This window comes from Pseudideonella sakaiensis (assembly GCF_048320135.1).
GTDB lineage: Bacteria > Pseudomonadota > Gammaproteobacteria > Burkholderiales > Burkholderiaceae_C > Ideonella_A > Ideonella_A sakaiensis_A.
In genome coordinates this window covers 255723-270250 of record NZ_CP182947.1, presented here as the reverse complement: position 1 = coordinate 270250, position 14528 = coordinate 255723, and the positions used below count along the sequence as shown (strand labels likewise).

Here is a 14528-nt window from a genome sequence, read left to right as displayed (position 1 = left end):
GTTGCCGTCAGCGTGCACCGTCACCGTCGCGGATCACCGCGGCGTGTTCCTGCTGGCTGCGCTGCCACGGCCAGCGCCCTTCGAGCTCGACCTGCAGCGCCATGCTGAGGAAGGTCCGGATCAGCACGATCAGCCCGAGGATCGTCACCCCCTCCATCGTCGGCGGCACCGCGACAGTGCGGATGATGTCGGCTGCAACGAGAAACTCGAGCCCGAGCAGGATGCCGCGCCCGATATCCTGGCGCAAGCGACGGTATGGCTCGTCGACCTTGCGGCCGGAGATCACGAACCGGGCTCCCGCCCACAGCAGCGCGCCGACGATCACCGCGACACCGGCAGCATCGATCGCATAGCTGACGATTTCAACAACTTCCTTGAATGTCGACATTGCGCGGTTCTCGAAGTGGCTGCGGGACTCGCCGCAATCCGCCGAACCCGGCGGCGGCGGCAAGTCACGGTCGTTTATACCCGCGCTTCTGCCGTCGACTCATCGGCCTGCGGTTCGCCGGGACGCGTCGGACGGCCGAGCCGCCGGCCGCCGGCCGAAATTCACCGCGGCGGCAATCGCCGGATCGGCATCGGCCTCGAGTTGCCAGTCGGGTTGGACGCCGAGCGCATCGTTGATCGTCGAGAAGGCGAGGCGGAAGGCGATGAATGCGGTCAGCTCGAAGATGTCCTTGTCGGCCAGCCCGGCATCACGCAGCCGGGCGACATCGTCGGCTGTCGTGCCGTTCGGATCGTCGACGACCTTGCGCGCCCAGGCGGCGATTGCCTCGTCGCGCGGCGTCAGCGGCGCATCACCGTCGGCCGCGTTCGAAATGACTGCCGCGGCAAGCGGCGCCCCGGCCAGCTTGCCGAGTTTGTCGCCCCAGGCCAGCGCGCAGTACGAATCGCCCCGTTCGGCCGCCGTGGCGCAGACGGCAACCGCCTGGTCGCGGGTGCCGAGTGCCGACCGGGATGTGAGCTTCGCGCGCAGCGCACCGAAGTCGCCGTAGATGTCGGGCCGCCATGCCCAGGCTTTCGTCAGATTCATCTCGAAGCCCATTTCGCGGGCAGTGCCCTCGATGATGCGGCGGGTGTCTTCCGAAGCAGGCGGATGTGTGATGAACATCGTGGTTCCCTTCTTCTGATCGCAGCTGCGGGTTGATGGAGCCGGCAGGCCGGCAGCCTGTGCTGCGCATGATATGGACAGCGGCCCGCTGCGCTCAAGAGCCCGACGTTTGGCGGATCGCCTTGATGTGCGGTCGGCGAGTCGACAAATCGAATCACCTGACTGGCGCAGCCACCGCGCCAGGAATAAGCTTCGCAGTTGACTGCCGAAGCGCCTGGAAGTCGCGCAGGCGCGGGTACAGCCGCACGCAGTGAAAGGACTGCATATGCTTGTCAACGCACCAGTCACCACCATGCTCCCGGTCAAGGACATGGCTCGCGCCAGGGCCTTCTACGAAGGCTGCCTCGGCTTCGCTTCCGGCAAGGCCAAGCCGGACGGCAAGGTCGAATACCCGGTCGGCGGCACGACGCTGGCCCTGTTCCCGAAACCGGAAGGAACGAAAGCCGAACACACCGCGGTCAGCTTCCGCGTCGACGACATCTCGACCAGCGTCAGTGACATGGAACGCGCCGGCGTCGTCTTCGAGGACTACGACATGCCGGGCTTCCAGACCGTCCATCACATCGCCGACATGGGAACGGAATTGGCGGCGTGGTTCAAGGATACCGAGGGCAACTTCCTGTGCCTGCACGAGGACCGGGCCTGACGATCTCCAGCCGCCTGCCGCGCAATCGGCAGGCGCCGGGCTCCCCGCAGGAGCGGGGCCCGTTGATCCAGCTCCTGAGCTCGCGGCGCGCCTCCGGGCCACCGCGCGCGAGGGCTCAGCGACTCGCCTGCGGGCGGTGCAGCGCGCAGAGCTTGTTGCCGTCGGGGTCTCGTACATAGGCCAGATGCAGCGCGCCGACGCTGCCCCCGCGCGGACCCGGCGGGTCTTCGACCGATGTTCCTCCGTTGGCGACCGCGGCATCATGGAATGCCTGCACCTGTTCGGCTGAAGCACATTTGAAGCCGATCGTTCCACCGTTCGCGACCGTTGCAGGCTTGCCGTCGATCGGTTCGCTGACACCGAAGGACGCTCCGTCGTGCCGGTAGAAAAGCCTTGCCTGGCCGCTGCCGTTGGTATTGCGGACCGGCTCGCCGGCGCCGAGCACGCCCAGCACCGCGTCATAAAACCGCTTCGAACGTTCGATGTCGTTGGTTCCGACCATCACGTGACTGAACATGGGGTTTCCTTGCAGAATTCGGCTCGCGCCGATTGAGAGTAGTTCGGAATCGCCGACTGCTGCGTTGGCAGCCGGCAGTTGACGTTTATGGCTTGACTGGGGTTGCCGCAGCGCTTGCAGGCCGGGCGGGGCGCCCATTCATATTGTCCATGTCGGCGACGATGCGCCAGCGGCTGCCGTCTTCCGAACGCTGCAGCACCAAGACGAATTTGCCGAACTCCGGCTCACCCGCCGCTGGCCCGAACGCGCCGACCACATAGCCGAGGTCCTGCGACTGGCCGAATGCGATCGGCCGCAGCCGCAGCGGCGAACCCGCAGCCTTCGCGTAGGCGGCTGCAATCGCATCGTTGCCTTGCGCAGGCAGGTCGCCGTTGGGCAGCGCAACGCCGTTGGGCGTGAACAGCCTGGCCAGCGCGGCCGTATCGCGGGCAAGCCATGCGCGCTCGTAGTCGCGCAGCAACGATTCGACGTCGGCGGGAACCGCAATGGTCGGCTGCGACACAACGGCCGGGGCAGGACGTGGCTGCGCCGACGCCAGGCCGGCAACGCCAGCCAGCGCGATGATCAGGCCAGGGGCGAGGAATCCGATCGAGCGCAGGCGCATGGGTGACAGAACCTTTCTCCGGAGGCGGATGGAACGGATGGGGAATGGATGGGTAGGCGGAGCGGGCGTGGCCGCTGCCAAGCACCGCAAGAATGTAGCGTGCGCCTTCAGCCCGGGAATCGGGGTTTTTCTGACTCGCGCCGGCTGAGGGATGCGGGAGCTGGTCAAGGCACCGCAAGTCGCCCAACCCCCTATGGCAAACTCCGCCGCTCCCATCCCAGCCAGCCACAGAGCCGTTCTCCCTTGGACCCGCTTCAGCAAAAGATCACCGCCCAGCTCGCTGCCGAGCTGAAGGCCCGCCCCGCCCAGATCACCGCCGCCGTCGAACTGCTCGATGGTGGCGCCAGCGTTCCGTTCATCGCCCGCTACCGCAAGGAAGCGACAGACGGGCTCGACGACACGCAGTTGCGTGAGCTCGAGATCCGGCTTGCCTATCTGCGCGAACTCGAGGACCGGCGCGCCGCGGTGCTGAAAAGCATCGCCGATCAGGGCAAGCTGACGCCCGAACTGGCCGCGGCGATCGAGGCCGCGCCGACCAAGCAGGAGCTCGAGGACCTTTATCTGCCGTACAAGGTGAAGCGCCGCACGAAGGCGATGATCGCCCGCGAAGCCGGCATCGAGCCGCTGGCCGATGCGTTGTTTGCCGATCCGTCGAAGACACCGCTCGACGAGGCGGCCGCGTTCATCGCGGCGTATGACGGTGGCGCAGCAAAACTCGCCGAGGCCGGTTTTGCCGATGCCCATGCGGTGCTCGACGGCGTGCGCGACATCCTCGCCGAGCGCTGGGCCGAGGATGCGACGTTGATCGGCAAGCTGCGCACCTGGCTCTGGGACGAGGGGCTGTTCGAGTGCAAGCTGATTGCCGGCAAGAATGCCGACGATCCGGAGACTGCCAAATTCCGCGACTATTTCGACTATGCGGAACCGATCCGCAGCGTGCCGTCGCACCGCGCGCTGGCGGTATTTCGCGGCCGTTCGCTCGAACTGCTCGACGCCAAGCTGACACTCGACGAGGACATCGTGCCGGGCCAGCCGACGCTGGCCGAAGGCCGCATCGCCGGCCACCTCGGCTGGCGCCATTCGAAGCGGCCAGGCGACGAACTGATCCGCAAATGCATCGCCTGGTGCTGGAAGGTCAAGCTGAGCATGAGCCTCGAGCGCGACCTGTTCGCGCGGCTGCGCGAGGCGGCAGAGGCAACCGCGATCAAGGTGTTTGCCGAAAACCTGCGCGACCTGCTGCTCGCCGCACCGGCCGGCCCGAAGGTCGTGATGGGGCTGGACCCGGGCATCCGCACCGGCTGCAAGGTCGCGGTCGTCGACGCCACCGGCAAGGTGCTCGATACCGCAACGATCTACCCGCTCGAGCCGCGCAAGGACTGGGAAGGCTCGCTGCACACGCTGACCAAGCTCAGCGCAACGCATGGTGTCAACCTGATCGCGATCGGCAACGGTACCGGCAGCCGCGAGACCGACAAGCTCGCCACCGACCTGATCAAGCGCCTGCAGTCGATCGCCGGCGCGGACGCCGCGACGATCCAGAAGGTCGTCGTCAGCGAGGCCGGCGCGTCGGTCTATTCGGCCAGCGAATATGCGAGCAAGGAACTGCCCGAGCTCGACGTCAGCCTGCGCGGCGCGGTCAGCATCGCGCGGCGGCTGCAGGATCCGCTCGCCGAACTGGTGAAGATCGATCCGAAAAGCATCGGCGTCGGCCAGTACCAGCACGACGTCAACCAGAGCGAGCTCGCACGCAGCCTCGATACGGTGATCGAGGATTGCGTCAACTCGGTCGGTGTCGACCTGAATACCGCGTCGGCGCCGCTGCTGGCTCGGGTGTCGGGCCTCAGCACCACGGTTGCCGGCAACATCGTGCGCTGGCGCGACGCCCATGGCGCATTCCGCAGCCGCCAGCAGCTGCTCGACGTCAGCGGCCTCGGCCCGAAATCCTTCGAGCAGAGCGCCGGTTTTCTGCGCATCCGCAACGGCGACAACCCGCTCGACCAGTCCGGCGTCCATCCGGAGACCTATCCGGTCGTCGAGCGCATCCTGGCATCCGTCAAGCGGCCGGCGGCCGAGGTGATGGGCCGCAGCGACGTGATCCGCGCGCTGAAGCCGGAGGCCTTCGCCGACGAGAAATTCGGCGCGATCACCGTGAAGGACATCCTTGCCGAACTCGAGAAACCGGCCCGTGACCCGCGCCCGGATTTCAAGGTCGCGCGCTACAGCGAGGGCGTCGAAGACATCAAGGACCTGCAGCCGGGCATGCTGCTCGACGGCACGATCAGCAACGTGGCCCAGTTCGGCGCTTTCGTCGACCTCGGCGTGCACCAGGACGGGCTGATCCATGTCAGCCAGCTTGCGAACAAGTTTGTCTCGGATGCGCGCGAGGTCGTGAAGACCGGCGACGTCGTGAAGGTCAAGGTGCTCGAGGTCGACCTCGCGCGCAAACGGATCTCGCTGACGATGAAGCTCGATGCGAAACCGGCACCGGCTGGCCAGCGCAGCGACAACAGCTTCCGCCCGGCAGCACGTGGCGAGCGGACCGGGGGAGGGCAGTCACGCGGCCAGCCGGCGTCGGCCGGCGGCGGTTCATCGGCAATGGCTGCGGCGTTTGCGAAATTGCAGCAGGGCAAGCGGTGAAGAGATAGCAGTCGTTTCGGTGGGAGGGGCTGAAGCCCCTCCCACAACCCGCCAGTCAGATTCGTTTGGTGGCTGCACGTGATGCTGCGGCCGGCGGGCCATGGCGTCGCCACCCGCCATCCGGCTGCGCAAGCCGTTCGGCCACGATCGCCAGCACATCCGGGTTCCAGCACAGCCCGCAGTGGCTGCCGTCGACCTCGATGTTTTCGGTGTGCTCGGCATCGGTCTGGACACACGACTGCCAGGCGACGATGCCGTCGCTGCGGCTGTAGATCGAGGTCGTCGGCACCGCCGGTGGCTGCACCAGCTTGCCGGGCAGCGCTTCGCTGACGATTGCGCGTTCGCGGTTCAGCAGCTTGTAGACCCAGCCGACATTGGTCTGGTTCGGCATGCCGGCAAACGGCGAGCCGAGCGTGATGACCTGGCGCACGTCGCTCTGCAGGATCTTCGCCAGTTCGCGCGCATAGATGCCGCCGAGGCTCCAGCCGATCAGGCTCATCCGCTGGCCATCGTGCTCGGCGACCAGCTCACGCACATGGTCGGCCAGCTCCTGCAGCCAGACGTCGACGTCGCCAACCGGTCCGGTATTGAAACCCTTGCCCCAGTCGTAAGTCGAGTAGCCGAGCTTTTCGCAGAACGATTTCAGCGGCGAGGTGGCCCGGTGATCGGTCCCCAGCCCAGGGAAGATCACGACCGGGTGGCCGTCGCCACGCGGCAGCGCATGCTGAGGCATGAACTGCATGCTGACATATTCGAAGGCGGCGCGGATAGGCTCGGTGCCGAGCAGCGTCCACGATGGCGAACTGGGCTGCAGCTCGGGCTGCTGGCGGGCGATTCTGATGCTGGTCATTGTTGTTTGATGGGGCTGTAAATTTCCGATGCCCATGCTGCCCTGCCGCGCACCGCGAAGCCGCCGGCCGTCGGCGGACAAGCCTGTCGGACATCGCCCCCCGTCGCCGTCGGCCGAGGCCAATCGGAACTGCCGTGCGAACGTGCGACCGCGCCGCTGCAGCGCGGTCAACCCGGCCTGTAATCGGCTTCGTTGAGCTCGATCGGCTGGCCGTGCGGCGTACGTTCGGCCGCGTGTTCCCAGGCGGCGGCGCAGGCGCGAAGCTCGCCGCCCGATGCCAGCTGCTTCTCGGCAACCAGCGCCTCGAGCGCGGCCAGCCAGTGGTGGTAATAGGTATCGCCGAGGTCGGCGTCGCCAGCCGCCTGCGCGGCACTGATCTGTTGTGCCAGAGCCGCCGCCCACTCGCTCCAGGTGAAGACGCCATGCTGGTGCAGCGCCAGCGTCATCGCAAAGGCCTGCGCCTGCCACGGTTCATTGAACACCGGACCTTTGGCGTCACGCGGCAGACCCGGCAGATCGGGTGTTGGCGCTTTCATGCGGGCTGCAGCGTGCTTTCCCACGCGTCGATCGAGACACGAAGGCCCGGCGCGCTGGCCGACCCCCACAACGCGGTGCCGTCGAACGCCACCGTATAAAGCCATTGCGGCTGTTCGCCAAGGCCGTGGGCATGGCTGTCGGCAAAGACGTGGCAGCCATGGTTGCGCTCGACCGTGCCGATTTTTCCGCGCGCATACCCCGGCAGCCGGCTGTGGTGCGGCACCGGTTCCGCCCGCGTGACGACCGCATCACCGACGGCAAAGCGCGCCGCGGTGCTGGCCGGCCGAACGGTCGGGCTGCCACGCGCCAGCGCGGCGGCGACCGCCTCGGCGCGCAGCACCCGCTGCACCGGCAGCGGCGGGTGGATGATGCGCCCCTTGGCCAGCTCGTCGGCCTCGACGAGGTGCCGTTCGAGCAGCAGCTTCTCGAGCGCGGCGAGCCAGATCTGGTAGTAGCTGAGGGTCGCATAGTCTGGCAAGGTCTCGCGGGCGGCGCGGCTGGCATCGATGTTCCAGCTGCCGGTTGCGCCCATCGCCAGCGTCAAGGCCAGTGCGCGCGGCTCCCAGTCAGCATGGAACAGCTCGTCCTCCGGCTCCGGAACAATCGCGCCGGAGACATTCCGGCCGCCGAGGTCGGCATGGCTGTGATAGCTCATGCCGATGCTTCCGCGACCTGGTCCGGCCGCAGCGCGAGCCCTGTGCCGATCATCGAATCGCGGGTCACCAGCGCGGCCAGCGCCATTTCGTCTAGCCCGTTGCTGCCTGGCGGGCGCTGCGGAATCACCAGGTAGCGCACCTCGGCGGTCGAGTCCCAGACGCGGATCTGAGTCTGCGATGGCAACTCGACGCCGAATTCGGCAAGCACGCCGCGCGGGTCGCGGACGACACGCGACCGGTAGGGCGCGCTCTTGTACCAGGTCGGCGGCAGGCCGAGCACTGGCCACGGGTAGCAGCTGCACAAGGTGCAAACGACGATGTGGTGCTGCTCGTCGCTGTTTGCGACCGCCACCATGTGTTCGCCCTGCCGGCCAGTAAAACCGAGCGATGCGATCGCCGCGCTGGCATCGGCAAGCAGCCATTCCATGAAGGCCGGATCGGACCAGGCCTTCGCGACGACGCGGGCGCCGTTGCGCGGCCCGATCCGCGTCTGGTAGGTATCGATCAACAGATCGAGCGCAGCCGGGTCGATATAGGCCTTCTCTGTCAGCACCGTCTCGAGTGCGCGCACCCTGATCGTCATCGGGTCGAGTTCGCTGTGCTCGTCACCGTGGTCATGGTGATCGTGATGATGATGTTCGTGGTGCGGATCGGATCCGTCGCTGCTGGCACTGCTCATGGCCTGGATGATGCCGCCACCGGCGCTGACTGACAATCCGGCCTGCGCAAAACGACAGCGCCTTACAGTCACGCCTGATGCAGGTTCTACAAATCCACGCCGGCCCGGCAGCCTTGCGCCTGTTGCGCGAGCGCCGCCTGGTGCCGGAAGACGTCGCGGTGATCCCGGGTGCTGCCGGCGGCCCGAAGGGGCTGGTGCTCGGTCCGCTCGACCGCTACCTGTTCGGCCAGTGGCTGGCCGGCAGCTCGCACACGGTCCACTTGCTGGGCGCATCGATCGGCGCGTGGCGGCTCGCGACGGCGTGCCTGGCCGACCCTGTCGATGGCTTCCGCCAGCTGACCGAGTCCTACGTCAACCAGCGTTATCACCACGAGCCGGGCCGGGCGCCGAAGGCGGCGCATGTCAGCGCGATTTTCGGCGGCGAGCTCGACCGGCTGCTCGGCGCGTCTGTTGCGCAGATCCTCGCCCATCCGCGGTACCGGCTGCACGTGTTCACGAGCCGCGGCCGCCATCTGCTCGGCCGGCAGGGCAGCTTGCGCACGCCGCTCGGTTATCTGGGCGCCTACGCGACGAATGCGCTGAGCCGCAAGGCGATGGGCGGCTGGCTCGAAAGGGTGATCTTTTCCGATCCGCGCGAGCCGCTGCCTCTGCAGGTACAGGACTTCCGCACCCGCATCGTCGGCCTCGACGCGCAGAATTTCCGCGCCAGCCTGCTGGCCAGCTGCTCGATACCGTTCTGGCTCGATGCGGTGCACGATATTCCGGGCGCGCCACGTGGCGCCTACTGGGACGGCGGCATCACCGACTACCACCTGCACCTCGACTATGCGTCGATGCGGGGTGGCAACCGTGACGGCGTCGAGCTGCCGCGCGGCATCGTGCTGTATCCGCACTTCCAGCCGAATATGGTGCCGGGCTGGCTCGACAAGGCGCTGCGCCATCGCCATCGGGCCACCGCGATGCTCGACAACGTCGTTGTGATCTCGCCGCATCCGCAATGGATTGCGACGCTGCCGAACGGCAAGCTGCCGGATCGCACCGATCTGCAGCGCCACGGCGCCGATGTCGAAGGGCGCGCCCGCGTCTGGCGGCTTGCGGTTGCCGAAAGCGAACGCCTCGCCGAGACCTTCGCGAACTGGCTCGACGGGCGCACCGACCTGCCGCTGCAGCCGCTGCGCTGAGTCGGCCTCGCGGCCATTCAACCGCGGGTTTTCCCGCGGTTTGCGAATTAACGCAAAGTTTTGCATCCGATCTTCAGCCTGCTGCGTAACAGCTTGTCAGGCGCCAACCGCACAGCCGTTCGGTGACGTCAGCACGTCGTGCCGCAGGCACCGCGTTCCGAACTCAACGTTGAAGAGAGGAAGACCAAATGAAGCCATCTCGTTCCCCGATGCGCCTGCTGCCCCTCGTGGCCGCACTGTGCGCTGCCACCGGTTTCGGCATTGCCAACGCGTCCAGCCACCGCGAGGCGCCGTTCATCACGACCGCGCCGAAAGTCGATGCCACCGACTTCTACATGTTCAAGAGCTACGAGGCGAACCGTGGCGACTATGTCACGCTGATCGCCAACTACCTGCCGCTGCAGGATGCCTATGGCGGCCCGAACTATTTCTCGCTCGACCCGAATGCGCTGTACGAGATCCACATCGACAACAACGGCGATGCGAAGGAAGACATCACCTTCGCGTTCCGCTTCAAGAACAACCTGAAGGGCATCACGCTGCCGATCAACGGCAAGGATGTCGCGATCCCGCTGATCCAGGCCGGCCAGCTGACCGGCGCCACCGCAGTCGCCAACTCGGCGGTGCTGAATGTCAATGAGCAGTTTTCGGTCGAGGTCGTCCGTGGCGACCGCCGGACCGGAACCCGCGCGTCGATTGCGAACACCACCGGTGGCGGAACGACCTTCGACAAGCCGGTCGACAACATCGGCAACAAGACGATTCCCGACTACCCGGGCTATGCCGCGAAGCACATCCATACCGCGACGATCCCGGGCTGCTCGATGCCGGCGAAGATCTTCGTCGGGCAACGACAGGATCCGTTTGCCGTCAACCTCGGCACGATCTTCGACCTCGTCAATGCGCCCGTTTCGCTGATCACCGACCCGAGCAAGATCAATGCGGCGCCGAATACGCTGGCCGACAAGAATGTCACGACGCTCGCGCTGGAAGTGCACCAGAGTTGCCTGACCGCCGGCAGCGAGTCGGTGATCGGCGGCTGGACGAGCGCCAGCCTGCGCCAGGGTCGGCTGCTTGATCCGAATCCGAGATCCGGCCACCAGACGACCGACCGCAACGGCGGCGCGTGGACGCAGGTCTCGCGCCTGGGCATGCCGCTGGTCAACGAGGTCGTGATCGGCCTGCCCGACAAGGACAAGTTCAACAGTTCGAAGCCGGTCAACGACGGCGCGAATTTCCTCACCTACGTGACGAATCCGACGCTGCCGCGACTGCTCGAGATTGCGCTGGCTCTGCCCGCTGGTGGACTCGCGCCGACCAACGCGGGCCGCAACGACCTGGTGACCACCTTCCTGACCGGCATCAAGGGTGTCAACCAGCCGACCAATGTGACGGCCTCGGAAATGATGCGGCTGAATACCGCGATTCCGGCGGTGCCGTTTGCGCAGCAGAACCGGCTCGGCATCGTCGGCAACATCCTGGCCGGCGGCAACGACAACGCCGGTTATCCGAATGGCCGTCGGCCGAAGGACGACGTCGTCGACATTTCGCTGGTTGCGATGGCCGGTGGTTTGTGTGTGGCCAACGGCGATACCAACAAGCTCGGCTTCGGCGCCGAGTGCAAGCCGACCTCAGCGCCGCTCGGCAATACCGCATTCAACCTGCACGACGCGGTCGACCAGGCGGTGGTGCCCTTGCTCGGTGGGTTCCCGTATCTGAACAACCCGCTGCCGGGCAGCAAATAAGGAGCGACGATGAAAAAGAATCTCGCGATATTGTTTGCCGCCAGCGCCGTACTGGCGGCGTGTGGTGGCGACGGAGGCCCGCTGAATCCGGTGGCGCCAGCGCCGGCACCGGCGCCGGCAGCGGCACCATCGGTGCCGAGTTCGGCTGCCGCGACCGTCAACACCTTCTTCGACTACCTGGTCGGCTTGTTGACGGCACAAAGCGAAACCGCGGTCCCGCTGGAAATTTCCGCCGGTTTCAATCCGCCGGTCAGCGAAACGGAGTCACCACGCAACGTGCCGTGACGGGCTGACACCTGTCAGCCAGGCCGCGGCGACCGCGCCTTGCAGAAGGCGCGCCGCCGCGGCAATCCGATGGCCATCGAAGGAGAGGAATCCGATGCCTGCCTGCCATTTGCCGATGCCGCTTGCTGGCCGATGCCGTCTCGCCGTGGCGCAGCTTGCGTTGCCGTTGGTGACAACGGCCGCACTGCTCGCCTCGCCGGTGCGTGCCGAGCCTTACCAGCCGAGATCCGATGCCGAAGTGGTCGAGACGCTGCCCGGCGCCGGCCCGGCCCGATCCGAAGAGCGGCGGCTGCGTCAGCAGCTGGCCGCCAACCCTGACAACGCTGCGCTGGCGGTCGGCCTGGCGCGCCGCTATCTCGAGACCGCGCGCGAACAGGGCGAGCCCCGTCTCGCCGGCCGCGCGCTGGCATTGCTGCAGCGCTGGCAGCCGCTGGACAACGCGCCGGCCGATGTCGTGCTGATGTCGGCAACGATTCGCCAGCATCTGCACCAGTTCGACGCTGCCGCGTCGATGCTCGACAAACTGCTGCAACGCGAGCCGCGCCATGCGCAGGCCTCGCTGACGCTGGCAACGATCCGCCGGGTGCAGGGCCGCTACGACGCGTCCGACCGCGCCTGCAAGGCGCTGCTCGGTGGCACGGCCGATTTCTATGCCCATGCCTGCCTGGCCGAAAACCTCGGCCTGCGCGGCCGCATCGACGACGCCGGCAGGATCTTCGGCCAGTTGCTGGCGATGCCGGGAATGCCGGCGGCGGCGCGCGGCTGGCTGCTGACCAGCGTTGCCGAACTCGAGACGAGGGCAGGGCGCACGCAGCGTGCCGAAGCGGCCTGGCGCGCCGCGATCGACGCCGGCGCCGACGACTATGCACGCTTGAGTTATGCCGATTTCCTGATCGATGGCGGGCGGCATCGCGAGGCGGCTGCGCTGTTGCACGAGCAGCCGCGCAGCGATGCGGTGTTGCTGCGGCTGGCGATCGCTGCGTCGTCGATGTCGAATCTGCGGTCGCCGGAGGTCGCCGAATGGCGGGCGCGGATGCAGCAGGCGGCGTTGCGGCCGCAGAGCGGCGCGAGCCATGCGCGTGAGCAAGCGATGTTTGCCCTGCTGATCGATGGCGATGCGGCCCGTGCATTGCAACTCGCGCGCAGCAATGTCAAATTGCAACGCGAGCCGATCGACCTGCTGCTGCTGGCGCGCGCGGCCCGCGCGGCCGGCGATGCCGCCGCCGTCGACGAGGCGCGGCGGATCCGCACCGAAATGGAGCTTCATGATGCACGGCTCGATGCGCTTCTCTGATTCGAGCCGGCAGCGCTGGCGCTCCGCGATCGTCGACTGCGCGCTGCTCCTGCTGCTGCTGACGGCGTTGCCGGTTGCAGCGCACAAGGCGAGCGACGCCTATCTGCAACTGGCGGCAGACAAGGCCGGCGGCACGACGCTGCGCATCGACATTGCGCTGCGCGATCTCGATGCCGCGATCGATATCGATGCCGATGGCGACGGCCAGCTGACCTGGGGCGAGGTGAAGGCGGCCTGGCCGGAGATCGGCGGTCTGGTGCAGCGCCACGTCGCACTTGCCGATTGCAGATTCGATGCCGCGGCGCCGGCTCTGGAAAGACGGGCAGACGGCGTCTATGCCGCGCTGCAGCTGCGCTCGACCTGCGCATTGCCGGCCGATCCGGCGCTGCGCTACACGCTGTTTGCCGAGATCGACCCGACACACCGCGGCCTGCTGGCGATTGCGCAGCCGCAGGGCGCGCCGCTGCTGCGGGTGCTCGATCCGCAGCGGCCGGCCGATGCCGCCGCCAGCGGGTCTGTGTCGGCCGCCGCCCACGCCACCAGCGGCTTTGTCCGTGAAGGCATTCACCACATCGTCACCGGCTACGACCACCTGCTGTTCCTGCTGGTGCTGCTGCTGCCGGCGGTGATGCGCCGCACGCCGCAGGGCTGGAAGCCGGTCGAGCGGCTGAGTTCGGCGGTCTGGCCGATCGTCGGCATCGTCACCGCGTTCACGCTGGCGCATTCGATCACGCTGGTGCTCGCGGCTGCCGATCTGGTATCGCTGCCGGCTGCGCTGGTCGAACCGGCGATCGCAGCTACGATCGTGCTGGCGGCGATCGACAACCTGCGGCCGATCTTCGGCGGCCGGCGGGTGCTGGTGACTTTCCTGTTCGGCCTGATCCACGGCTTCGGCTTTGCCGGCGTGCTCGGCGAACTGGAACTGTCGGCCTGGCCGTTTGCCTGGGCGCTGCTGCAGTTCAATATCGGGCTCGAGCTGGGACAGATCGCCGTCGTGCTGCTCGCCGGCGGCCTGCTGTATCTGCTGCGCGAACGGCGGCTGTATGCGCCGCTGGTGATTCGCAGTGGCTCGGCCGCAGCGATGCTGCTCGGCTGCGTGTGGCTGCTCGAACGGACGGCCGACTGGCCACTGCTGCGGATGTAAACGCATGTTGCTCGGGGAACCAAGTGTGTTCGGGGCCAACCAAACAGCGATCGCTGCGTTGACCTGAGAAGGGCACTCAGCCCGGATCAGACCGGCCCACAAGCACAACGAAAGGATTCCGACCATGACATCAGCCTCCACCCATCCCCGCCTCGCACTGGCGGCCGCCGTCGTCGGTGTTGCCGTTCTCGCCGGATGTGCCAACCAGGGGCCGCGTTATTCGAGCCAGCCGGCGCCGACCGCCTACCCGAGCGGCCAACCGGTGCCTGCGCAGTACCCGTCGCAGCGCACGACGCAGACCGGCGTGCAATACGGCCATGTCGAAAATGTCGAGCTGATCAAGGCAGAAAACCAGACCAGCGGCGCCGGTGCGGTGATCGGTGGCGTGCTCGGCGCAGTGGTTGGCCGGCAGATCGGCAGCGGCTCGGGCCGGACCGCGGCGACCGCGGTCGGCGCGGTCGGCGGCGCACTCGCCGGCAACCAGATCGAGAAGAACCAGAAAGGCACACGCGATTACGTCCGCGTCACGGTGCGGCTCGACAACGGCGGCACGCGGCAGTTCGACTACGAGCCGGGCGTCGATGTGCGCCAGGGCGACCGCGTCTATGTGCAGGGCGACCAGCTGATGCGTTATTGACAGAC

16 protein-coding genes are annotated in these 14528 nt (G+C 67.1%); 8 read left to right on the top strand and 8 right to left on the bottom strand.

Going from position 1 to position 14528, the window contains the following annotated elements; all coding sequences use genetic code 11:
• Nucleotides 1–7 precede the first annotated feature (7 nt).
• The gene (locus ACNH6H_RS01255) at nucleotides 8–388 is read right to left on the bottom strand and encodes a DUF1622 domain-containing protein (RefSeq protein ID WP_418314933.1); all 381 of its coding nucleotides are present in this window, start codon (nucleotides 386–388) and stop codon (nucleotides 8–10) included.
• A gap of 99 nt (nucleotides 389–487) precedes the next feature.
• Nucleotides 488–1111, bottom strand: coding sequence for a carboxymuconolactone decarboxylase family protein (locus ACNH6H_RS01250; RefSeq protein WP_418314932.1), 624 nt, complete (start codon nucleotides 1109–1111; stop codon nucleotides 488–490).
• 265 nt (nucleotides 1112–1376) lie between these two features.
• Here ACNH6H_RS01250 and ACNH6H_RS01245 point away from each other — a divergent pair, with 265 nt between their 5' ends.
• Nucleotides 1377–1757 (top strand): VOC family protein, encoded by a 381-nt coding sequence (locus ACNH6H_RS01245; RefSeq protein ID WP_418314930.1) that lies wholly within the window; start codon nucleotides 1377–1379, stop codon nucleotides 1755–1757.
• A 115-nt stretch (nucleotides 1758–1872) separates the two neighbouring features.
• On the opposite strand, the gene ACNH6H_RS01240 is transcribed toward ACNH6H_RS01245, so the two are convergent.
• Nucleotides 1873–2274 (bottom strand): VOC family protein, encoded by a 402-nt coding sequence (locus ACNH6H_RS01240; RefSeq protein WP_418321179.1) that lies wholly within the window; start codon nucleotides 2272–2274, stop codon nucleotides 1873–1875.
• Nucleotides 2275–2359: 85 nt separating this feature from the next.
• On the bottom strand, nucleotides 2360–2959 hold the full coding sequence (locus ACNH6H_RS01235; RefSeq protein WP_418314929.1) for a YybH family protein: 600 nt from the start codon (nucleotides 2957–2959) through the stop codon (nucleotides 2360–2362).
• Nucleotides 2960–3121: 162 nt separating this feature from the next.
• Here ACNH6H_RS01235 and ACNH6H_RS01230 point away from each other — a divergent pair, with 162 nt between their 5' ends.
• Nucleotides 3122–5515, top strand: a complete 2394-nt coding sequence (locus ACNH6H_RS01230; protein ID WP_418314927.1) for a Tex family protein — start codon at nucleotides 3122–3124, stop codon at nucleotides 5513–5515.
• A 55-nt stretch (nucleotides 5516–5570) separates the two neighbouring features.
• Here ACNH6H_RS01230 and ACNH6H_RS01225 read toward each other — a convergent pair whose 3' ends face one another.
• The 4 genes from ACNH6H_RS01225 to nthA form a co-directional block, all read right to left on the bottom strand.
• The gene (locus ACNH6H_RS01225) at nucleotides 5571–6365 is read right to left on the bottom strand and encodes a lipase family alpha/beta hydrolase (RefSeq protein WP_418314926.1); all 795 of its coding nucleotides are present in this window, start codon (nucleotides 6363–6365) and stop codon (nucleotides 5571–5573) included.
• 167 nt (nucleotides 6366–6532) lie between these two features.
• Nucleotides 6533–6901 carry a nitrile hydratase accessory protein gene (locus tag ACNH6H_RS01220; protein WP_418314925.1) on the bottom strand — a complete coding sequence of 123 codons (369 nt, stop codon included), beginning with the start codon at nucleotides 6899–6901 and terminating at the stop codon, nucleotides 6533–6535.
• Nucleotides 6898–7557: a nitrile hydratase subunit beta gene (gene nthB, locus ACNH6H_RS01215; protein WP_418314924.1), complete on the bottom strand. Its 660-nt coding sequence runs from the start codon at nucleotides 7555–7557 to the stop codon at nucleotides 6898–6900. Before nthB ends, ACNH6H_RS01220 begins: the two co-directional genes overlap by 4 nt.
• On the bottom strand, nucleotides 7554–8237 hold the full coding sequence (nthA, locus tag ACNH6H_RS01210) for a nitrile hydratase subunit alpha (protein WP_418314922.1): 684 nt from the start codon (nucleotides 8235–8237) through the stop codon (nucleotides 7554–7556). The genes nthB and nthA overlap by 4 nt, the downstream gene beginning before the upstream one ends.
• 77 nt (nucleotides 8238–8314) lie before the next feature.
• Here nthA and ACNH6H_RS01205 point away from each other — a divergent pair, with 77 nt between their 5' ends.
• The 6 genes from ACNH6H_RS01205 to ACNH6H_RS01180 all read left to right on the top strand — a co-directional run bounded on the left by ACNH6H_RS01205 (nucleotide 8315) and on the right by ACNH6H_RS01180 (nucleotide 14523).
• On the top strand, nucleotides 8315–9418 hold the full coding sequence (locus ACNH6H_RS01205; RefSeq protein WP_418314920.1) for a phospholipase: 1104 nt from the start codon (nucleotides 8315–8317) through the stop codon (nucleotides 9416–9418).
• Nucleotides 9419–9606: 188 nt separating this feature from the next.
• On the top strand, nucleotides 9607–11163 hold the full coding sequence (locus ACNH6H_RS01200) for a DUF4331 domain-containing protein (protein ID WP_418314919.1): 1557 nt from the start codon (nucleotides 9607–9609) through the stop codon (nucleotides 11161–11163).
• Between the two features lie 9 nt (nucleotides 11164–11172).
• Nucleotides 11173–11448, top strand: a complete 276-nt coding sequence (locus ACNH6H_RS01195; protein ID WP_418314917.1) for a hypothetical protein — start codon at nucleotides 11173–11175, stop codon at nucleotides 11446–11448.
• Between the two features lie 94 nt (nucleotides 11449–11542).
• On the top strand, nucleotides 11543–12742 hold the full coding sequence (locus ACNH6H_RS01190) for a hypothetical protein (protein ID WP_418314915.1): 1200 nt from the start codon (nucleotides 11543–11545) through the stop codon (nucleotides 12740–12742).
• Complete coding sequence (locus ACNH6H_RS01185) at nucleotides 12717–13886, top strand: HupE/UreJ family protein (protein WP_418314913.1); 1170 nt, start codon at nucleotides 12717–12719, stop codon at nucleotides 13884–13886. Before ACNH6H_RS01190 ends, ACNH6H_RS01185 begins: the two co-directional genes overlap by 26 nt.
• A 124-nt stretch (nucleotides 13887–14010) precedes the next feature.
• Nucleotides 14011–14523, top strand: a complete 513-nt coding sequence (locus ACNH6H_RS01180; protein ID WP_418314911.1) for a glycine zipper 2TM domain-containing protein — start codon at nucleotides 14011–14013, stop codon at nucleotides 14521–14523.
• Nucleotides 14524–14528: the final 5 nt, after the last annotated feature.

Bases quoted from the DNA above. Each gene is read 5' to 3' on its own strand.
- ACNH6H_RS01255 (WP_418314933.1), bottom strand. From the start codon at position 388: ATGTCGACATTCAAGGAAGTTGTTGAAATCGTCAGCTATGCGATCGAT.
- ACNH6H_RS01250 (WP_418314932.1), bottom strand. From the start codon at position 1,111: ATGTTCATCACACATCCGCCTGCTTCGGAAGACACCCGCCGCATCATC.
- ACNH6H_RS01245 (WP_418314930.1), top strand. From the start codon at position 1,377: ATGCTTGTCAACGCACCAGTCACCACCATGCTCCCGGTCAAGGACATG.
- ACNH6H_RS01240 (WP_418321179.1), bottom strand. From the start codon at position 2,274: ATGTTCAGTCACGTGATGGTCGGAACCAACGACATCGAACGTTCGAAG.
- ACNH6H_RS01225 (WP_418314926.1), bottom strand. From the start codon at position 6,365: ATGACCAGCATCAGAATCGCCCGCCAGCAGCCCGAGCTGCAGCCCAGT.
- ACNH6H_RS01220 (WP_418314925.1), bottom strand. From the start codon at position 6,901: ATGAAAGCGCCAACACCCGATCTGCCGGGTCTGCCGCGTGACGCCAAA.
- nthB (WP_418314924.1), bottom strand. From the start codon at position 7,557: ATGAGCTATCACAGCCATGCCGACCTCGGCGGCCGGAATGTCTCCGGC.
- nthA (WP_418314922.1), bottom strand. From the start codon at position 8,237: ATGAGCAGTGCCAGCAGCGACGGATCCGATCCGCACCACGAACATCAT.
- ACNH6H_RS01205 (WP_418314920.1), top strand. From the start codon at position 8,315: ATGCAGGTTCTACAAATCCACGCCGGCCCGGCAGCCTTGCGCCTGTTG.
- ACNH6H_RS01200 (WP_418314919.1), top strand. From the start codon at position 9,607: ATGAAGCCATCTCGTTCCCCGATGCGCCTGCTGCCCCTCGTGGCCGCA.
- ACNH6H_RS01195 (WP_418314917.1), top strand. From the start codon at position 11,173: ATGAAAAAGAATCTCGCGATATTGTTTGCCGCCAGCGCCGTACTGGCG.
- ACNH6H_RS01190 (WP_418314915.1), top strand. From the start codon at position 11,543: ATGCCTGCCTGCCATTTGCCGATGCCGCTTGCTGGCCGATGCCGTCTC.
- ACNH6H_RS01185 (WP_418314913.1), top strand. From the start codon at position 12,717: ATGCACGGCTCGATGCGCTTCTCTGATTCGAGCCGGCAGCGCTGGCGC.
- ACNH6H_RS01180 (WP_418314911.1), top strand. From the start codon at position 14,011: ATGACATCAGCCTCCACCCATCCCCGCCTCGCACTGGCGGCCGCCGTC.